The sequence below is a fragment of the Parahoeflea olei genome (assembly GCF_001703635.1).
Taxonomy (GTDB): domain Bacteria; phylum Pseudomonadota; class Alphaproteobacteria; order Rhizobiales; family Rhizobiaceae; genus Hoeflea; species Hoeflea olei.
Map to the genome: position 1 here is coordinate 63,902 of NZ_LQZT01000009.1, position 17,999 is coordinate 81,900.

The following is a 17,999-nucleotide window of genomic DNA, read 5'->3' on the forward strand; positions in this document are numbered from 1 at the left end:
CTTGATGTTCAACGCACGCGACTGTGCATCCGTTGTGCAAAAAACGTAGCCCAGTCAGGCCGCCGACAATCCGCCATCGATCTGCAGGGTCTGGCCGGTGACGAAACTCGACGCCGGATCGGCCAGGAACATCAGCCCGGCGATCACCTCGTCGACTTCGGCGAGCCGGCGCATCGGGATTGCCTGCACCAGCGCCGCCTCGGCCTGGTCCCGGTCGCCCCCGGCCTTGTCGAGAAAATCGGTCGCCATCGGCGTGCGCGCAAAGGACGGGCAGAGCGCGTTCACCCGCACGCCGCGGCGGGCATATTCGAGCGCCGCCGATTTGGTGAGCCCTACCACCCCGTGCTTGGCGGCGGCATAGACCGAGAGCATCGGCGCGCCGACGACGCCTGCCACCGAGGCCACGTTGACGATCGCACCGGTCTCGCCCGTGTCGCGAAAACGCTGCTCGAAGGCCGGCAGTTGCGCCTGCATGGCGTAGATCACGCCCAACAGGTCGATCTCGATGGTCCTGCGCACCGCCTCAAGCGGAATGCGCGCGAGCGGCAGGATGTCATGGGCGATGCCGGCATTGTTGACCGCAACGTCGAGCCGGCCGAACTCTGCGATTGCGGCTTCGACGAGGCGCAGCGACAGCTCCGGGTCGGTGATGTCGCCGGCAATGGCGGTCACGCGACCGCCAAGCTCTTCGGCCAGCCGGTCGAGCGGGGCCTGCGCCAGGTCGCTCAACACGAGATTGGCGCCGGCCGCGGCAAAGGCGCGTGCCGCAGCCTCCCCAAAACCGCCGCAGGCCCCGGTCAGGATCACGCACCGGCCCGAGAAATCCGCCATGGCTCACGCCTTTCCGGCAATGACGTCGTTGGCCATCGACGCGAGCAGCGGCACCGCCTTGCCGATTTCCCGGGCGCGCTCGGGATTGGAGGCGTTGCCGTCGAGCGAGCGCTTGTAGACGCCCTGCAGGATGGCCGCGAGCCGGAAGAAGGAGAACGCCAGGCAGAACGACCAGTTGGAGACGGCAATGCCGGTCCGCTCGGCATAGCGGGCGACATACTCCTCCTCGCTTGGAATCCCCAGATCCGCCCGGTCGAGGCCGCCCAGCCCGCGAAAGCCGCTCGCATGCGGCAACCGCCACTGCATGCACTGGTAGGCGAGATCGGCGAGCGGGTGGCCGAGCGTCGACAGTTCCCAGTCGATCAGCGCCAGAACCTTTTCGCCATGGGCGGAGAAGATCATGTTGTCGAGCCGGAAGTCCCCATGCACCACCCGGACAAGCCCGTCGTCGGTGGCCATGTTGTCGAGGAGCCAGTCCATCAGCCGGTCCATGTCAGGCAGGTCTTCGGTCTTGCTCGCCAGATACTGCTCGCTCCAGCGCCGGATCTGCCGCGCGAAGTAATTGCCCGATCGGCCGAAATCGGCGAGGCCCGCGGCCTCCGGATCGACCGAGTGCAGCCGCGAAAGCACGTCGTTCATGCCGTCATAGACCGACGCGCGCTCCTCCGGCGTCATGCCCGGCAGCGCCGGATCCCAGAAGATGCGGCCTTCGACCAGTTCCATGACGAAATACATCCGCCCGATGGCGCTGTCTTCCGGCGCCAGCGCGAACACTTTCGGCACCGGCACGTTGTTTTCGGCAAGCGCCTTCATCACCCGGTATTCGCGGTCCACCTGGTGGGCGGATTTCAGAAGCGTTCCCGGCGGCTTGGCGCGCAGCACGTAGCGGCCGCTGTCGGCTTCGACCCGGTAGGTCGGGTTGGATTGCCCGGTGTTGAATTTCTCGATCGCATGCAGGCCCGAAAAGCCCGGCACGATCGCGTGCAGCTCGTCGGCCAGCGCCTCCATGTCGAAGGGTTCGGTGTCCATCTCAGGCATCCTGGAAAATCCTCGAATCGTGCTTGACCGACAAGCCGCCATCGAGCGGCAGGATCGCGCCTGTGACATAGGCGCCGGCGCGGCCGCACAGGAAGAGGGCCGCGCCTGCGACATCGTCGGGCGCGCCGATCCGGCCGAGCGGCACATGGCGGCCCACGCGTTCGGCCTGGTCGTCGCGGGCGGTGGCGAACGCCGTCATCTTGCTCTGGAAGGGTCCCGGCGCGAAGGCATTGACGGTGATGTGCTGCGCGGCCAGCTCCTCGGCGAGAATGCGGGTGAGATGGTGCACCGCAGCCTTGGAGGACGCGTAGGAATAAGCGCCTTCGGCCACCGGTTGCGTGCCCATCACCGAGCCGAGATTGAGCACCCGGGCCGGATCTTCGCCGCTTGCGGCGCTCACGAGCAACGGTGTGAGCTCACGCGTGAGCGTGAACAGGCCGGCGACATTGACCGACATCACCTTGGCCCAGGCCGCATGCGGGAAGCTCTCATAGGGCGCGCCCCAGCTGACGCCGGCATTGTTGACGAGGATGTGGAGACGGTCGGTGCGGGTTTTGACCTCGGCCGCGAGCGCCGCGACGCCCTCCTCGCTGCCCACGTCGCCGGTGAAGCCTCCCACCGAACCGGAGCCGCCCAGTGCATTGATCTCGTCCGCCACCCGGGCACAATCCTCGCCCTTGCGCGAGGCGATCAGCACGCGCGCGCCGGCAGCGGCGAACCCGGTCGCGATCATCCGGCCGATGCCGGTGGCCCCGCCGGTCACCAGCGCGGTCTTGCCGGACAGCCCGAACAGGCTCTCCAGATAACGCTCGCCCGTCTCCATGCTCTTCCCTCCCCGGTGCGTCACGGCAACTTGCCGCAGGTCGGCGCCGCTGTGACGATTGACAACATACTTTGCAGTATGTTCAAGTTCCGCGAAACTGCAAGCCGGTTTGCGAAAATCTTCGCTGGCCCCGCCGGCGCAACCGCGGCCCGCAGAACCGAGGATGAAGCATGACCCCGGCCGACCGCCCGACCAGATACCGCCGCCAGAGCGATGCCGAGCTGTCCCGGATGGAAATCATGGAAGGGGCTGCGCTCTGTTTCGAGGCGCGCGGCTTTGCCGCCACCAGCATCGACGAGGTCGCAGCCCGCATCGGCTCGACCAAGGGGCGGATCTACCATCACTACGCGTCGAAATCGGAGCTGTTCCTCGACGTCTACCGCACCGGCATGCGGCTGATCTTCGAAGCGGTCGAGCCGCATATCGAAGCCGACCTGCCCGCATTCGACCGGCTCCGGGCCATGCTCAAGGCGCATGTGCTGTGCGTGCTGCGCACCAAGCCGTTCCAGAACGTGGTCCGCCAGGGGGTCGACATGCTGCGCCATGGCGTGATGCCCGCGCGCGAGCATGCCGAACTCATCCAGCTCGCCCGCCTGCGCGACAGCTATTCGGACCATTTCCTCACCGTGCTCGAACAGGCCAGGGCCGAAGGCGCGATCGACTACCAGAACATCAAGATCGCGCTCAACTCGGTCTTCATGTGCCTGAACGGTCCGATCGTCTGGTTCACGCCCCGCGACGGCCAGACCGAGGAGGAGATCGATCTGCTCGCCGACGAGTGCGTGCTCTACACGCTCAGGCTTCTCGGACAGGCGGCCGCACCCTCCCGCCCTCTCCCCTCACCCAAGTCTCACCAAGGAGAACCCGCATGACCGCTTACCCGCCGATGGATCTCGGCATCACCGCCCGGCTCGCGCCAATGCTCGAGGGCGTGCGCGCCATGGTGCGCGACGAGATCATGCCGCTCGACGAGGAATTTTTGGCCGAAGTCGGCGCGGCCGGCGACCGCTGGAGCCTCACGCCGCGCCAGACCGAGATCCTCGAGGGGCTGAAGGCCAAGGCGCGGGAACGCGGCCTGTGGAACCTGTGGCGCACGCAGGCCGAGAATGGTTTGACCACGGTCGAATATGCCTATCTGGCCGAGGAAATGGGCAAGGCGCATCTCGGTGCGGAGACTTTCAACTGCTCGGCGCCCGATACCGGCAACATGGAGGTGCTCGACCGCTACGGCTCGCCCGAGCACAAGCGCCGCTGGCTCGAACCGTTGCTCAAGGGCGAGATCCGCTCCGCCTATCTGATGACCGAGCCCGATGTCGCCTCCTCCGATGCCACCAACATCTCGATGTCCTGCGTCCGCGATGGCGCCGACTATGTCCTGAACGGAGAAAAATGGTGGGCCTCGGGCGCCGGCGACCCGCGTTGCGCGATCTATATCGTCATGGTCAACACCGGCGACGAGACCACGCCGCGCCATGCCCGGCATTCGATGATCCTGGTGCCGGCCGACACGCCCGGCATCGAGAAGCTGCGGCCGATGCAGGTCTACGGCCAGGACGACGCGCCGCACGGCCACATGCATCTGAAATTCACCGATGTCCGGGTGCCGTCGGAAAACCTGCTGGTCGGCGAAGGCAAGGGCTTCGAGATCGCGCAGGGCCGGCTCGGGCCGGGCCGCATCCACCACTGCATGCGTGCGATCGGCCAGGCCGAGATGGCGCTCGAGCTGATGTGCCGCCGCGCGCTGTCGCGCGAGGCTTTCGGCAAGAAGCTCGCCCAGCTCGGCGCCAATTACGACATCATCGCCGAATGCCGCATGGAGATCGAGATGGCGCGGCTTCTGTGCCTGAAGGCCGCCTGGATGATGGACCAGGGCAACGCGGTGGCCGCCGCGCCCTGGATCAGCCAGATCAAGGTGGTAGCGCCGCGCATGGCGCTGAAGGTTGCCGACGAGGCCGCACAGCTGTTCGGCGGACAGGGCATGTCGCAGGACACCCCGCTCGCCAGGATGTGGACGCATCTGCGCACGCTCCGGCTCGCCGACGGCCCCGACGCCGTGCATCGCCGCCAGGTCGCGCGCACCGAACTCAAACGCTACACGCAGGAAAAGGTCTGACCCATGAAAGCCATCGTCTGCCCCGACTTCGGCCCCGTCTCCAATCTCGATTATCGCGACAGGCCCGACCCCAGCCCGGGGCCGCGCGACGTGGTGATCCGCGCCGAGGCCATTGGCGTGAACTATCCCGACGGGCTGCTGATCCAGGGGCTTTACCAGATGAAGCCCCAGACCCCGTTCGTGCCCGGCATGGAAGCCGCCGGCGTGATCGAGGCGGTCGGCGACGAGGTGAGCCATCTCAAGGTCGGCGACCGCGCGGTGGCGCTGGTCGATCTCGGCGGCTATGCCGAAAAGGTACTTGCCCCGGCGGCCAAGGTGTTCGCCCTGCCCGACGGGCTCGACTATGACGAGGCCTGCGCCTTCATGTGCGCCTGGGGCACGTCGCATCACGCGCTCAAGCAGCGCGCGCAGCTCAAGCCCGGCGAAACCCTGCTGGTGCTTGGCGGCGCAGGCTCGACGGGCCTCGCCGCAATCGCCATCGGCAAGGCCATGGGCGCGCATGTGATTGCGGTCGCCTCCACGGATGAAAAACGCGACGCCTGCCTCGAAGCCGGCGCGGAGCTGGCGCTCGGCTATGAGGGCCTGCGCGAGGCGCTGAAGGAGAAGGCACCCGACGGCGTCGACGTCGCCTTCGATCCCGTCGGCGGCGCGGCGTTTGACGTAGCGTCCCGGGCGATGGCGCGCAATGGCCGCCTCCTGGTGGTCGGTTTCGCCTCGGGCGAGATCCCGAAATTCCCGGTCAATCTGGCGCTGCTCAAGGAATATTCCCTGATCGGCGTGTTCTGGGGCGCGTTCACCGCCAGGGAACCCGAGGTCTATGCCGCCAACAACCGCGAATTGTTCGAGTGGCACGCGCAAGGCCTGGTCCGTCCGCGGATCGACGAGCGCCGGCCGCTGTCCGAAGCGGGCGAAGCGCTCGCGCGCATTCTCGACCGCGGTGCGATCGGCAAGACCATCCTGATCCCCTGAGCCGCCCCCACACCCGCCCGACCCCATCAAGGAGCGAGACATGCCCGAGCCCCGCAGCATGAAGGCCCTGATCGTCAAGCATGACGGTCTCGCGGAGAGCCGCGGCGGAACCGGGATCGACAGTCTCGAGCCCTATCTCGATTACACCTCGGTTCCGGTGCCCGAACCGCGCGCCGGCCAGGTTCTGGTCAGGATGCGGATGGCCTCGGTCAATCCGTCCGACATCTATTTCATCAAGGGCGAATACGGTCAGCCGCGCGTCAAGGGCCAGCCTGCCGGGTTCGAGGGCGTGGGCGATGTGGTCGGCGGCAAGGGGCTCTATGCCGCCTGGCTCAAGGGCAAGCGAGTGGCCTTTGTCGGCGGCGTGTCCGGATCGGGCGCCTGGGCCGACTATATCGTGGTGCCGGCGAGCCAGTGCGAGGTGGTGAAATCCGCGATGCGCGACGAGGACGCGGCCGGCCACGTGGTCAATCCGGTGACCGCCTGGACCATGTTCGACATCGTGCGCAAGTCAAAGAACAAGAGCTTCGTCTTCACGGCCGCCAATTCGCAACTCGGCAAGCTGATGGCCGGGCTCGCCCGCGACCACGGCATCTGCATGATCGGCGTCATCCGCAAGGAAAGCCAGGCCGCGCACCTCAAGGACCTCGGCGCGAAACATGTGCTGGTTCAGACCGAAGATGGTTTCGCCAAAGAGTTCGCAACCCTCGCCGCCTCCGAAAAGCCGCGCATCCTGCTCGACGCGGTGGCCGACCAGACCTCCGCCGATCTCTTCACGGCAATGCCTTCGCGCGCCCGCTGGATCATCTATGGCTGGCTCGCGAGCACCGCGCCGACGCTTCACCAGCCGGGCCAGTTCATCTTCATGGACAAGAAACTTGAGGGCTACTGGCTTGCCAAATGGTTCAGGCAGGCCTCGATCGTCGAGAAACTGCGCACGCTGCGCGGCGTGCAGGACCGCTTCATCTCCGGCGCCTGGAAAACAGAGGTTTCCGCCACCATCCGGCTCGCCGATGCCGTGCGCGATCTGCCCGCGGCTCTCGAACGCGGCGACGGCAAGGTGATGCTCGTTCCGTAAGAATTGCCGGAACTTTTCGACAGAAGAAACTTTCCCATTCGCGTTGCCGTCCTATCTGCAAAGAAATGGAGGGAGGGAAACCATGACCAAACTTGCAATTCGGACGTCTATTGCTGCAGCAATGCTCTGCCTGCTGGCGCTCGCGCCGGCCCGCGCCGACGAGGCGTCGATGGCCCAGGGCGTGATCGAAAGCCAGATCGGCGCGTTCCTGCGCGATGACATGGCCACCGCCTATTCCCATGCCGCTCCTTCCATCAAGCGGCTCTATCCGGACGAGAGCAGCTTCTTCGACATGGTCAGGCGCGGCTACCAGCCGGTCTACAGGCCCGGAAACTATGCCTTCGGCCGGGTCAAGGTTGCACCCGATGGGCGCGGCGTGGTGCAGGAGGTGCTGATCCACGGGCCGGATGGCCAGGACTGGACGGCCCTCTATTCGCTGGAGCGTCAGCCGGACGGCAGTTTCAAGATCAACGGCGTGCAGATGATCAAGACGGCAGCGCCGAGCGCCTGAACGGCGTTTGCAAGCCGTATCTCGTCGCGCGGGATCGGGCGGAACATTCCACCCGGTTCCGCGTTGACTTTGTCATGGCGCGCCGGTGGCGGGCCTTGTGTTTTCAACTTATCATCGATGCATGCGCAGGCGGGCCGGGGGTGGCCTGCCGCTTTCGAGCATCGGAAAGGAAGTTATCGTAAGCGTTGCCTTCACCAAGGAAGAAAGTGCGGAAACAGCAGCCGAAACCGTGCTGCCCGACCGTCCGATTTCCGAGCACCCGAACCTGGTGACCCGCTCGGGTCTCGCGCAACTCGAGGCTGAACTCGCCAAGGCGCGCGCGGCCTATGACGAGGCGCAGACCATCGAGGACGTCAACGAGCGCCGCAGGCAGGCCGCCGGTCCCTTGCGCGATGCGCGTTATTTCACCGAACGCGTGCGCAGCGCCGAACTGGTCGAGGATCCGCAAACGCACGAGACCGTCGCCTTCGGTTCGACCGTGACCTATTGCCGGGACGAGGAGCCGGAAAAGACCTACCGCATCGTCGGCGAGGACGAGGCAGACCCGAAGGCGGGCTCGATCTCCTATGTCTCCCCGGTCGCCCGGGCGCTGATGGGCAAGTCCGTGGGCGACGTGGTGACGATGGGAGAGCACGAGCTCGAAATCATGAAGATCGCCTGAGGGCTGGGGCAGCTCGCTTGTAGGGTCCTGGACGCGGGCCTTGAGCGGCTTTGGCGAGGCAAACTGTTCCCGCCCTCCCCGTTTCGCCGCTTTCGCGAATCCGGTATGACTGCGCGACGCGGCCCCTGCCGCGCCCCACCGATCTTCGAGGATATGTCGATCATGCGTCTCCGGCTTGCACTCCTGGCACTCAGTGCCGCCTTCGTTTCTGCCTGCACCACCACCACCGTGGCGACCAACCCCTTGCAGGCGCGCTGGAACGGCAAGTCGGCGGGCGCGTTCTTCGCAGCCTACGGCCCCCCGATCAGCGATCGCGAGGCAGCCGGCGGCGGCGCCGTCTACACCTGGCGCGGCGGCTTCTCGGGTGGCCGGTCATGCCTGGTGGAGCTGTCCGTCAACAAGGGCTACATGATCACCAGCATCCGCGCCCTCAACGACCGGGTCGACCCCAAGGGCGGTCCCTCGCACTGCGAAAAGACGCTGGACGCTGCCTGACGATATTTTGCCGGCAAAAGGCCCTCGCCCCGATCCGGGGCGGGCCTCAGCGCCCGGAGAGATAATAGAGAATTCCGGCCGCGACCAAGACTACGGCGGACGCCGCGCCGGCAAACAGCGGGATCATGCCCGCCATTTCGTCGAACAGGCGCCGCCCGGCCACGGTTTCGAGCCCCCACCAGCCGAAGCCGAGGCCGGCAGCCGCGACGAATGCCAGCACGATCGAAAAAGCCCTCATCGCCCGCCCTTCCCGTGCCGCCGGAATAGTCAAAGCGGTGGAATGTCGCCCGCCTCCCAGGCGGCCTGCGTGGCAGCGGAGAACGCCTGGAAGTCTCCCGCCTCGATTGCCCCGCGGATCCCCGCCATCAGGTCCTGATAGTAGCTCAGATTGTTCCAGGTGATCAGCATCATGCCCAGGATTTCATTCGAGCGGACCAGATGGTGCAGATAGGCGCGGGAATAGTCACGCGCGGCCGGGCATGAACTCTCCTCGTCGAGCGGCCGGTGGTCCTCGGCGTGGCGGGCGTTCTTGAGATTGATCTTGCCGTGGCGGGTGAAGGCGAGCCCATGGCGACCGGCCCGTGTCGGCATCACGCAATCGAACATGTCGATCCCGCGGGCGACCGATTTCAGGATGTCGTCGGGCGTGCCCACCCCCATCAGGTAGCGCGGCTTCTCAGCCGGCAGCAGCGGACAGGTGACTTCCAGCATGTCGAGCATCACCTGCTGCGGCTCGCCCACCGCGAGCCCGCCCACGGCGTAGCCCTTGAGATCGAGGTCTGCGAGACCCTTGGCGGACTGTTCGCGCAGCCGCGGGACGTCGCCGCCCTGGACGATGCCGAACATCGCCTTGCCGGGCTGGTCGCCAAACTGGGTCTTGCAGCGCTCCGCCCACCTGAGCGACATCTCCATCGCGCGGGCGATCTCGTCCTCGGAGGCTGGCAGGCGCACGCATTCGTCGAGCTGCATCTGGATGTCGGAGCCGAGCAGGCCCTGGATCTCGATCGATCGCTCCGGGCTCATTTCGTGGCGCGAGCCGTCGATATGGGACTGGAATGTCACCCCCTGCTCGGTGATCTTGCGCAGGGCCGAGAGCGACATCACCTGGAAGCCGCCTGAATCGGTGAGGATCGGGCGGTCCCAACGCGCGAAGTGATGCAGACCGCCAAGCCGTGCCACGCGCTCGGCGCCGGGCCTCAGCATCAGGTGATAGGTGTTGCCGAGAATGATGTCGGCGCCCAGGTCACGAACCTGGTCCATATACATGGCCTTGACCGTGCCGCCGGTGCCGACCGGCATGAAGGCCGGGGTGCGGATTTCGCCGCGCGGCATCGAGATCGTGCCGCGCCGCGCGTTGCCGTCGGTTGCCGAAAGACGGAATTCGAAGCTTTGCGTGCTCATCCGACGCTCCGGAACAACAGGCTGGAATCGCCATAGGAATAGAACCGGTAGCCCTCGTCAATGGCGTGGCGGTAGGCCGCCTGCATGGTCTCGAGCCCGCTGAAGGCGGAGACCAGCATGAACAATGTCGAGCGCGGCAGATGGAAATTGGTCATCAGCACGTCGACCGCGCGAAACCTGTAGCCGGGTGTTATGAAGATGTCGGTAGCACCCGACCAGGCCACAAGCCTGCCGTCCTCGCGCGCCGCACTTTCGAGAAGCCGCAGCGAGGTGGTGCCGACGGAGACGATACGGCCGCCGCGCGCGCGCACCGCATTGAGCGCATCGGCCGTTTCCGCGCTGACATGACCGATCTCCGAATGCATGCGATGCTCGGCTGTATCGTCGGCCTTGACCGGCAGGAAGGTGCCGGCGCCCACATGCAGCGTCACGAACTGGCGGCCGATGCCGCGCGCGTCGAGCCGCGAGATCAGGTCGGGCGTGAAGTGCAGGCCCGCGGTGGGAGCCGCGACCGCCCCCTCCTCCCGCGCATAGATGGTCTGGTAGTCGAAGCGGTCGCGCGCGTCTTCCGGCCGCTTGGAGGCAATATAGGGCGGCAGCGGAATGTGGCCCGCGGCGGCAATCGCCTGATCGAGCGCGGGGCCGCTCAGGTCGAACAGGAGTTCGATCTCGCCCCCCTCGCCGCGTTCGCCGGCGGTGGCGTCGAGCACGCCGTCGAGACAGGTCTCGCCGCGTGCGCCGAAACGGAGCCGGTCGCCCTCCTTGACCCGCTTTGCGGGCCTGACAAAGGCCTTCCAGCGGTCGGGACCTGAGCGCATGTGCAGCGTCGCCGAGATCCGGCTTTCTGCCTCCTCGCGCAACCGCACGCCTTCAAGCTGCGCCGGGATCACCTTGGTGTCGTTGAACACCAGCGCATCGCCGGGTTCGAGCAGGTCCGGCAGCTCGGCCACCACGCGGTCGCTCAAGGCCCCGTCAGGGCCGACGCGCAACATCCGTGCGCTGTCGCGGGGCGAGGCGGGCCTGAGCGCAATGCGCTCCTCGGGAAGGTCGAAATCGAAAAGGTCTACACGCAAGCTGGCGTTATCCCATAAAAAAGCGCGCGGCCCCATCGGCGGCTCGAAGGCCGCCCCCGGTTCCGCGCGCACAAAACGTCAGGCAGTGGCGTCGGCCGCGACCTTCATCGAGACGATCTTGTCGGGATCGACCACCGGCTCGCCGCGCTTGATCTTGTCGACATGCTCCATGCCTTCGATGACCTGGCCCCAGACCGTGTACTGGCGGTTGAGGAAGCCCGCATCGTCAAAGCAGATGAAGAACTGCGAATTGGCGGAGTTTGGGTCCTGCGCACGCGCCATCGAGCAGGCGCCGCGGCCGTGGTTCATGTTGGAGAACTCGGCCTTCAGGTTCGGCTTGTCGGAGCCGCCCATGCCGGCGCGGCGCGGATCGAAGGATGCACCGCCCGACTTGCCGAACTTGACGTCGCCGGTCTGGGCCATGAAGCCCTCGATCACCCGGTGAAACACCACCCCGTCATAGGCGCCTTCGCGCGCCAGTTCCTTGATGCGGCCGACATGGCCCGGCGCCAGGTCCGGGAACATTTCGATCGTCACCTGGCCCTTGGTGGTTTCCATGATGAGTGTGTTTTCGGGATCCTTGATCTCCGCCATATGCTCTCTCCTGTGGTTGTTTTCTAAGATGGATCAGCCGCCGGAGCGAACCGAAATCATGCGGTCGGGATCGATCACCCGGCCGTTGGCATTGGGGTCGCCGCGCTTGATCTTGTCGACATTGTCCATGCCGTCGATCACCTTGCCGACAACGGTATACTGACCGTTGAGGCCCGGCGCGGGCGCGAACATGATGAAGAACTGCGAATTGGCCGAATCCGGGCTCTGCGAGCGCGCCATGCCGACGACGCCGCGTTCGAACGGAACATCGGAGAATTCGGCCTTCAGATCGGGCTTGGACGAACCGCCCATGCCGGCGCGGTCGGGCGAGAAGCCGTTTTCCATGTCGCCGAATTCGACATCACCGGTCTGGGCCATGAAGCCCTCGATCACGCGGTGGAAGGCGACATTGTCGTATTCGCCGGCATCGGCCAGTTCCTTGAGGCGCGCGGCGTGGTTGGGTGCGACGTCATCGGCAAGCTCGATGACGACGGGGCCCGACTTGAGCTCGATGGTGAGCTTGTCGCCGGCGGCAGCCAGCGTGGTCGAAGCGAGGCCGAAGGCGAGCGCCGCGGCGAGAACAAGGCGGAAAGAACGCATGATGGCTCCATTGAATTGGCCGCCGATGCGCCGATGCATCGGGCGGCAACCGTTTGACACACCGGCGCGGGCTTGGCAACGCCGCGGGCCGGGCGGGATGGCTTTACGAAAGCCGCGCGGCCAGCGCCTTGCGCACTACCTCCGGGACGAACGGCGTGACATCGCCGCCCATCTTTGCGATCTGGCGCACAAGCGTGGCGGTGATATGGCGGGATTCGGGATAGGCGGGTGCAAACACGGTGATGATGTCGGGCGCCATGGTCCGGTTCATGCCAGCCATCTGCATCTCGTAGTCGAGATCGGTGCCGTCGCGCAGGCCGCGCACCAGGATCGTGGCGCCGGCAGCGCGGGCGGCCTCCACCACCAGCCCCTGAAACGAAATCACGCTCACGGCCTCGGCACGGTCGGGAAAACTCGACCGGACCACATGCCCGATCATGCTCGCGCGCTCATCGAAGCTGAACATCGGCGTCTTGCTCGCCTGCACGCCAATGGCAATCACGAGTTCGTCGCACAGTGCCAGCGCCTGTTCGAGCACATCGACGTGACCATTGGTCATCGGATCGAAGGATCCGGGGTAAAACGCTATCCGCATGACAAAAGCCCCTGTTTCAGCGCCTTGTGTCATGTCGCGGGTTGGGCTTCAAGCCATGAATTGCAGCCACGCCGGGCCGCGGTCCGGGAGACCTGATGTCAGAAATCGGCGATCGTCAGCCAGATCAGGGTCTTGCGCTTCTTCGCATAGGCGCGGATGGCGGCGGCCTCGATCTGCCCGCGGCGCCGGTCGAAGGCTGCCAGGTAATCGGTATCGGGCGCACGCGCGAGCCCGTCGATCCGCTCGAGCGCCGGGGCCTCGAGCACGAAGCGGACTTCCATCACGCCGTCATAGCCGGAAAAGCGCAGCGTGCCGGCCTCCTGGTCGAAGCCGCGCATCTGGTTGGGAAAGCCGATCATCGCCCGGCCGCGCCGGGCGTGCGCCTTCTCACTTCTTGCTTTTCTTCTGGAACGGATTGGTTTCCAGCTGCTTGACCGCAGAGCCAAGCGGGACAGCAACCGTGGCGGGGGCCTTCTCCTTCTTGGGTTTGCGGACTTCCTTGCTCGATCTCATTTGACCCTTGGCCATGGCTCGTCTCCTTGTTCCGGGCGCGTCTGGTCCACCGGGCGGGGGCCCGGCGGAAACGCGCCGCAATGGGGGATGCAAAAGAGCCGGCTTGTCAAAGGCAACGGCCCTCGGCCCTTGCCGGCACTGCTCAGGGGTGTTTCGCGCTCTCGATCAGTTCGAGATTGCTGCCCTGCTCGACCCGCTCGTGGCCGTGCTCTTCGTTGCGGATCCGGTATTGCGGCCGGCCGAGATTGTCGGGCAGGCGCATCAGCACGGTGAATTCGGACGGCGTGCGCGGCGAAAGACCGACGCGGGACTGCAGCGAGACCTGCTGTCCCTTTGCAAAAATGTTCTTGGCCATGGTTTAGTCCCAACAAATATCGTTCAAGCCGGCGCGAAGGGCGCAGCTTGCGGGTTTTTACATACAGGATCGCAGAACAAGCGGGATGTCCGGACGAAGAATGTCGGCAGGACCGCGATGCGCTTGAAAAGTTACAATGGAACCATGCGCCTCAATCGGGATTAATACAAGGCAATTGTCCGCAAAGTTCGCCCCCTGCCCCGAAATGAAATGACATGCACGTTTTTGCCCCGCAACGTGTCATGGTGAAATCTGGGCGGTGCGTGAACCGGCCGCCGCAGGGCCAGCGGTTTCGTCACGCCGGTCCGATGAAACACGGACGCCATTCTTGGGACGATCTTACTGAAAAGGTGCCGGCATGCTGATCAGATTTGGGTTTGAAATCGTCGTCGACTGTCCCGTCCCCGTGCCGATGCTGCTGGCGCTGTCGACCCATTCGGAATTTGGCGGCCGGCTGATCGGCGCCGACTATGTGCGCAGCACCGCACATACCGCGCCCACCACCTATCTCGACGGCTACGGCAACTGGATCACGCGCGTGGTTGCCGATCAAGGCACCACCACCTTCTGGTCCGATTGCGTGGCCGAGGTCAGCGAAGCGCCCGATAACGTCCCGCATCACGCGATCCAGCACCGGATCGAGGACCTGCCCGACGCCACGCTCAAATTCCTCACCGCGAGCCGCTATTGCGATTCCGACAGCCTCGGCAATTTCGCCTGGGCCAATTTCGGCCAGGTCCCGGAGGGCTGGGCGCGGGTGGCGGCGATCAGCACCTTCGTGCACAACCACGTGACCTTCGGCTACAAGTTCGGCCGGCCCGACAAGACGGCGCGCGACGTGCTCGAGGAAAAATCCGGGGTGTGCCGCGATTTCGCCCATCTCGGCGTGAGCCTGTGCCGGGCCATGAACATCCCCGCGCGCTATGCCAGCGGTTATCTCGGCGATATCGGCGTGCCGGATGCCGGCTTTGACGATTTCTGCGCCTGGTTCGAGGTCTATCTCGGAGGCGCCTGGCACACGGTGGACGCGCGCTACAACACGCCGCGGATCGGCCGCATCCTGATGGTGCGCGGCGCCGATGCCGCGGACGTGGCGATGATCACGTCTTTCGGCGCCTATGAGCTGAGCTCGTTCCGGGTCTGGACCACCGAACTCGACGACGGCTTGGGTGACGCGGAGGTGATGGCGCTGCTCGAGAGCCTGCCGCGGCCGCGGCCGGGCGGCCCGGATTTCGGCCTGGCCGTTCCCGGCGCCGTGCGCCTGACCTGAGCGCAGGGGCGCAGGCCGGCACTAACCAGGCGTTAGCCATGTTCTTGTTCAGGTTGGGTTCATTCAGGATTTGTCATCCTTTTCACACAGAAGATGAATGACCAGGAGGTGACTGCCATGACCATAGCCCTCGCAATGCTTGCCCTGATGATCGTGATCCTGTTCAGCGGGCTGACGCTTGGCGCGCTGCGCCAGGACAAGTCCGAAGCCGTCGAGCGGGTGCGCAAGTCGCTCCTCTAGGACGCCCCCGCCCCGCCTTCCCCGTTTGCCCCGTGTGCACGCCGCCACGGGACGCGCCCATCTTTCAGTCGATCAGAAACCTCTCTCCGGACATCTGGCCCTCAAGTGACCCAATGGCCTGAGCAAAGCTGGTGCGCCCGCCTTAGGCGAGCGCCGGCGGCGGCCGGTGAATATCATCGCGGGCCTGCCAGCGTTTCATCAGCGCCGCCCGGCGCTCGGGATAGCGCTCCGCCACCTCGAAGCGGACGATCCGGTCCGCCCGGAAATGCCGGAAATCTCCCCGCAATTCGCACCAGGCGACGATCACCCGGGTGCGCTCGAAGAAGGCAAGCGCGATCGGCCAGATCACCCGCTCGCTCGGCGCTCCGTTGACGTCGGCATAGCCGATCTGAAGCTTGCGATTGCCGCGGATCGCCTCGCGGATCAGCGGCAGGTTGGCCTCGCCCTCCGAATAGGGTCCGCGCGGCGGCACCAGCAGCGCGGTCTCGTCGATCCCGGCCCTGAGATCCCGGGGCAGCACCGCCGCGATCTTGGCGAGCGCATTCTGGGCGGCCGCCCCAAGCGGGCCGTCGGCGCGCTCGGCCACCCAGCGTGAGCCGAGCACAAGCGCCTCGATCTCCTCCTCGGAAAACATCAGCGGCGGCAGCATGAAGCCGGGCTTGAGAACGAACCCCACCCCCGCTTCGCCATCGATCGCCGCCCCTTGGGCCTTCAGCGCCTCGATGTCGCGGTAGATCGTCCGGAGCGACACTCCAAGCTCGTCGGCGAGCCGCGCGCCTGAAACCGGCCGCTTGTGCCGCCGGAAGGCCTGCAACAGATCGAGAAGACGGGACGCGCGGGACAAGCTTGGGGCTCCGGATGGGTGGCGGTGCCGGACTATAGCACGGATGATGACAGATTGTGGCAGGAGCCTCATTGAACGTGCGCTCATATCGCCGTCACCCCGCACGCCGGCCAAATACTACTTCCTTATGGTTGCATTAGAAATCATCAATAATACTTCTTGGAAGCAGGTCCGGGAATACGCTATGGTTGTGGCGGGCGTTTTTGCCCGGATAGAGCACTTGGGAGGATGCAGAATGGGACACCAGAACAACATTTCATTCGACGGACTGACGCCTGAGGCAGCAAAGAACCTTGCCGACGGGTTCGCAGCGTCGTCGTCCAAGCGGATCAACGACATCTTCGGCCGCATGAAGGAAATCAAGGACATGGACGAGGTCACCTTCAAGCGCATGCAGGACCTCGCCGCCGCCGGCAATGGCGGCTGCTTCATCGGCTGCAGCGGAGCGGCGTCCTAGGCAAGGCGTCGCCCTGGTGAGGCCAACCGGGCCGGACCGGCCGCGATCGAGATCCGGCCGTGGCGGTTGCGCCTGCCACCCCGCCGCTGAGGGTTCGGACCGTCCGGAGCCGGGCCCTCACCTTTTGTCGCGCCGATCAAGGGAGGGCTCCATGCTCGAACGGCTCAGCATAAACCTGACGCATCTGTGCAATCTGGACTGCGCCTATTGCTATGCGCTGGGCGGCGATTATGGCGGATATTCGGGCGATGCCCGCGTGGCCGAGGTGGAGGCGCGGATCACCGACGTGGCGCTTCTCAACCCGAACATCAAGAGTGTTCAGTTCTTCGGCGGCGAACCGCTGTTGCGCTTCGATCTGGTGGACGGATTTACCGCCCATATCGACAAACTGGTGCACGAAGGTGCGATCGCAGCACCACCGCGCTATTCGGTGGTCACCAACCTCACGCTCCTCGATGACGCGCGCATCGAGATCATGAAACGCCACGACATGAGCGTCGTCGTCAGCCTCGACGGCCCGCCCGAGGTCAATGACGCGACCCGGCCCTACAAGGGCGGACGGGTGTCGACCGCGCGGGTTCTCGAAAATCTTGCGAAGCTGCGCGATCACGGCATCACCTTCGACATCGAATGCACCTTCTCGAAGCTCCACTGGGCGAAGGGCTATTCCGCGCTCAGCACGTTTCTCTACATCGCCGAACTCGGTCCGAGCCTGGTAAAGATGACCAATGTCACCCATCCGGACCCCGAGATCGGCTTCAACACGCGCGAAGACATCGCCCGGGTGCTCGACGAGAACCTGACGCTGCTCGATTACGCACTCGAGGCACTGACCGAAAAGGGCCGGCTCGTTCCGCTCGGCTTCCTGACGGAGCTCATCAACGCGCTGCAAGCCCGGGCAGACGCCACCCCACAATCCGGAGGCTGCGGCGGCGGCGGCGGCAGCTATTGCAACGCGGGAACCGGCAACATCGCCATTTCCGCGGATGCGAAGATCTATCCATGCCACATGTTCACCGCCAACCGCGCCTTCGAGATGGAGATCGCCGGTGGCGCCGTCACCCGGCAGCCGAAAATGGCGTCGAAGCGTGATCATGCCGCCTGCACGTCCTGTTGGGCCTCGTCCTGGTGCGTCGCCTGCCCCGGCGCCATGGAATTCCGCCGCCCCGGCCACAGCGGCCCCTCCGCGATCCATTGCGGCTTGATGCGCGGCGGGCTCGAACATGTCTTCGCAGCGCTCGCCGACCAGGACGCTTCCGCGCCGCGCTTGACCGTATCGGGATAGGCGGCAGGCGGAGCCTTCGGGGGATCGCGCATCGGCGGGCCGGCCCGGGTCGCCGCGACCTTGGCCAAGTCTTCGGGCTCGTCCAGGGCGTCCGGCTCGCCGATGCTGTCTTGCAAGACAAGAAGCTGGATTACGGCGGCGGAGAAGACAGGCATGCATGGGCGGCGGCCGGGGCTGGTGGCAAGGTAGTCAGAAACTCTAAAGCGTGTCGCAGCTTTTCAGATTCGGAATTCCCTGATTGATTTATTTGTGT

24 protein-coding genes are annotated in these 17,999 nt (G+C 65.5%); 11 read left to right on the forward strand and 13 right to left on the reverse strand.

Annotated elements, in window-relative coordinates:
- Nucleotides 1-54: 54 nt before the first annotated feature.
- From AWJ14_RS07850 to AWJ14_RS07860, 3 genes are read right to left on the reverse strand one after another with little or no spacing between them, the layout of a single operon-like run.
- Nucleotides 55-831 (reverse strand): SDR family NAD(P)-dependent oxidoreductase, encoded by a 777-nt coding sequence (locus tag AWJ14_RS07850; protein WP_066177106.1) that lies wholly within the window; start codon nt 829-831, stop codon nt 55-57.
- A 3-nt stretch (nt 832-834) separates the two neighbouring features.
- The gene (locus AWJ14_RS07855; protein WP_066177109.1) at nt 835-1,860 is read right to left on the reverse strand and encodes a phosphotransferase; all 1,026 of its coding nucleotides are present in this window, start codon (nt 1,858-1,860) and stop codon (nt 835-837) included.
- Nucleotide 1,861: 1 nt separating this feature from the next.
- A complete protein-coding gene (locus AWJ14_RS07860; protein ID WP_066177113.1) occupies nt 1,862-2,692 on the reverse strand; it encodes an SDR family oxidoreductase in 831 nt (276 codons plus the stop codon).
- 170 nt (nt 2,693-2,862) lie between these two features.
- On the opposite strand from AWJ14_RS07860, the gene AWJ14_RS07865 reads away from it, so the two are divergent.
- From AWJ14_RS07865 to AWJ14_RS07895, 7 genes are all read left to right on the forward strand, one after another.
- Complete coding sequence (locus tag AWJ14_RS07865; RefSeq protein WP_066177115.1) at nt 2,863-3,564, forward strand: TetR/AcrR family transcriptional regulator; 702 nt, start codon at nt 2,863-2,865, stop codon at nt 3,562-3,564.
- A gap of 14 nt (nt 3,565-3,578) precedes the next feature.
- Nucleotides 3,579-4,805 (forward strand): acyl-CoA dehydrogenase family protein, encoded by a 1,227-nt coding sequence (locus tag AWJ14_RS07870; protein WP_066177196.1) that lies wholly within the window; start codon nt 3,579-3,581, stop codon nt 4,803-4,805.
- A gap of 3 nt (nt 4,806-4,808) precedes the next feature.
- Nucleotides 4,809-5,774 (forward strand): NADPH:quinone oxidoreductase family protein, encoded by a 966-nt coding sequence (locus AWJ14_RS07875; protein ID WP_066177118.1) that lies wholly within the window; start codon nt 4,809-4,811, stop codon nt 5,772-5,774.
- 40 nt (nt 5,775-5,814) lie between these two features.
- The gene (locus AWJ14_RS07880; protein ID WP_066177121.1) at nt 5,815-6,852 is read left to right on the forward strand and encodes an alcohol dehydrogenase catalytic domain-containing protein; all 1,038 of its coding nucleotides are present in this window, start codon (nt 5,815-5,817) and stop codon (nt 6,850-6,852) included.
- A gap of 82 nt (nt 6,853-6,934) precedes the next feature.
- On the forward strand, nt 6,935-7,363 hold the full coding sequence (locus AWJ14_RS07885; protein WP_083220126.1) for a DUF4864 domain-containing protein: 429 nt from the start codon (nt 6,935-6,937) through the stop codon (nt 7,361-7,363).
- 121 nt (nt 7,364-7,484) lie between these two features.
- Entirely contained in the window at nt 7,485-8,024 is a 540-nt protein-coding gene (gene greA / locus AWJ14_RS07890; RefSeq protein ID WP_066177123.1) for a transcription elongation factor GreA, read from the forward strand.
- 162 nt (nt 8,025-8,186) lie between these two features.
- Nucleotides 8,187-8,519 (forward strand): hypothetical protein, encoded by a 333-nt coding sequence (locus AWJ14_RS07895; RefSeq protein ID WP_083220127.1) that lies wholly within the window; start codon nt 8,187-8,189, stop codon nt 8,517-8,519.
- Nucleotides 8,520-8,565: 46 nt separating this feature from the next.
- Here the strand turns inward: AWJ14_RS07895 and AWJ14_RS07900 are convergent, their stop codons facing one another.
- The 9 genes from AWJ14_RS07900 to AWJ14_RS07935 form a co-directional block, all read right to left on the reverse strand.
- Nucleotides 8,566-8,757: a hypothetical protein gene (locus AWJ14_RS07900; RefSeq protein WP_066177128.1), complete on the reverse strand. Its 192-nt coding sequence runs from the start codon at nt 8,755-8,757 to the stop codon at nt 8,566-8,568.
- Between the two features lie 29 nt (nt 8,758-8,786).
- Entirely contained in the window at nt 8,787-9,920 is a 1,134-nt protein-coding gene (tgt, locus tag AWJ14_RS07905; protein WP_066177131.1) for a tRNA guanosine(34) transglycosylase Tgt, read from the reverse strand.
- Nucleotides 9,917-10,993 (reverse strand): tRNA preQ1(34) S-adenosylmethionine ribosyltransferase-isomerase QueA, encoded by a 1,077-nt coding sequence (gene queA, locus AWJ14_RS07910; protein ID WP_066177134.1) that lies wholly within the window; start codon nt 10,991-10,993, stop codon nt 9,917-9,919. The genes tgt and queA overlap by 4 nt, the downstream gene beginning before the upstream one ends.
- A 78-nt stretch (nt 10,994-11,071) precedes the next feature.
- The gene (locus AWJ14_RS07915) at nt 11,072-11,587 is read right to left on the reverse strand and encodes a peptidylprolyl isomerase (protein ID WP_066177138.1); all 516 of its coding nucleotides are present in this window, start codon (nt 11,585-11,587) and stop codon (nt 11,072-11,074) included.
- A 33-nt stretch (nt 11,588-11,620) separates the two neighbouring features.
- Entirely contained in the window at nt 11,621-12,187 is a 567-nt protein-coding gene (locus tag AWJ14_RS07920) for a peptidylprolyl isomerase (RefSeq protein WP_066177204.1), read from the reverse strand.
- Nucleotides 12,188-12,290: 103 nt separating this feature from the next.
- Nucleotides 12,291-12,782 carry a pantetheine-phosphate adenylyltransferase gene (coaD, locus tag AWJ14_RS07925; protein ID WP_066177142.1) on the reverse strand — a complete coding sequence of 164 codons (492 nt, stop codon included), beginning with the start codon at nt 12,780-12,782 and terminating at the stop codon, nt 12,291-12,293.
- A 98-nt stretch (nt 12,783-12,880) separates the two neighbouring features.
- Nucleotides 12,881-13,141 carry a DUF1488 family protein gene (locus AWJ14_RS07930; protein ID WP_066177145.1) on the reverse strand — a complete coding sequence of 87 codons (261 nt, stop codon included), beginning with the start codon at nt 13,139-13,141 and terminating at the stop codon, nt 12,881-12,883.
- Nucleotides 13,142-13,169: 28 nt separating this feature from the next.
- Complete coding sequence (locus AWJ14_RS22365; protein ID WP_171904838.1) at nt 13,170-13,310, reverse strand: hypothetical protein; 141 nt, start codon at nt 13,308-13,310, stop codon at nt 13,170-13,172.
- Between the two features lie 127 nt (nt 13,311-13,437).
- Nucleotides 13,438-13,650, reverse strand: coding sequence for a hypothetical protein (locus AWJ14_RS07935; RefSeq protein WP_066177148.1), 213 nt, complete (start codon nt 13,648-13,650; stop codon nt 13,438-13,440).
- 358 nt (nt 13,651-14,008) lie between these two features.
- Here AWJ14_RS07935 and AWJ14_RS07940 point away from each other — a divergent pair, with 358 nt between their 5' ends.
- Both AWJ14_RS07940 and AWJ14_RS22975 read left to right on the forward strand, forming a co-directional pair.
- Nucleotides 14,009-14,920: a transglutaminase-like domain-containing protein gene (locus AWJ14_RS07940; RefSeq protein WP_066177151.1), complete on the forward strand. Its 912-nt coding sequence runs from the start codon at nt 14,009-14,011 to the stop codon at nt 14,918-14,920.
- A 117-nt stretch (nt 14,921-15,037) separates the two neighbouring features.
- Complete coding sequence (locus tag AWJ14_RS22975) at nt 15,038-15,160, forward strand: hypothetical protein (protein WP_280949305.1); 123 nt, start codon at nt 15,038-15,040, stop codon at nt 15,158-15,160.
- A gap of 142 nt (nt 15,161-15,302) precedes the next feature.
- On the opposite strand, the gene AWJ14_RS07945 is transcribed toward AWJ14_RS22975, so the two are convergent.
- Entirely contained in the window at nt 15,303-16,004 is a 702-nt protein-coding gene (locus AWJ14_RS07945; protein WP_066177154.1) for a helix-turn-helix transcriptional regulator, read from the reverse strand.
- 235 nt (nt 16,005-16,239) lie between these two features.
- Here AWJ14_RS07945 and AWJ14_RS07950 point away from each other — a divergent pair, with 235 nt between their 5' ends.
- Both AWJ14_RS07950 and AWJ14_RS07955 read left to right on the forward strand, forming a co-directional pair.
- Nucleotides 16,240-16,461, forward strand: a complete 222-nt coding sequence (locus tag AWJ14_RS07950; RefSeq protein ID WP_066177157.1) for a hypothetical protein — start codon at nt 16,240-16,242, stop codon at nt 16,459-16,461.
- A gap of 151 nt (nt 16,462-16,612) precedes the next feature.
- Nucleotides 16,613-17,746: a radical SAM protein gene (locus AWJ14_RS07955; protein WP_066177160.1), complete on the forward strand. Its 1,134-nt coding sequence runs from the start codon at nt 16,613-16,615 to the stop codon at nt 17,744-17,746.
- Nucleotides 17,747-17,999: the final 253 nt, after the last annotated feature.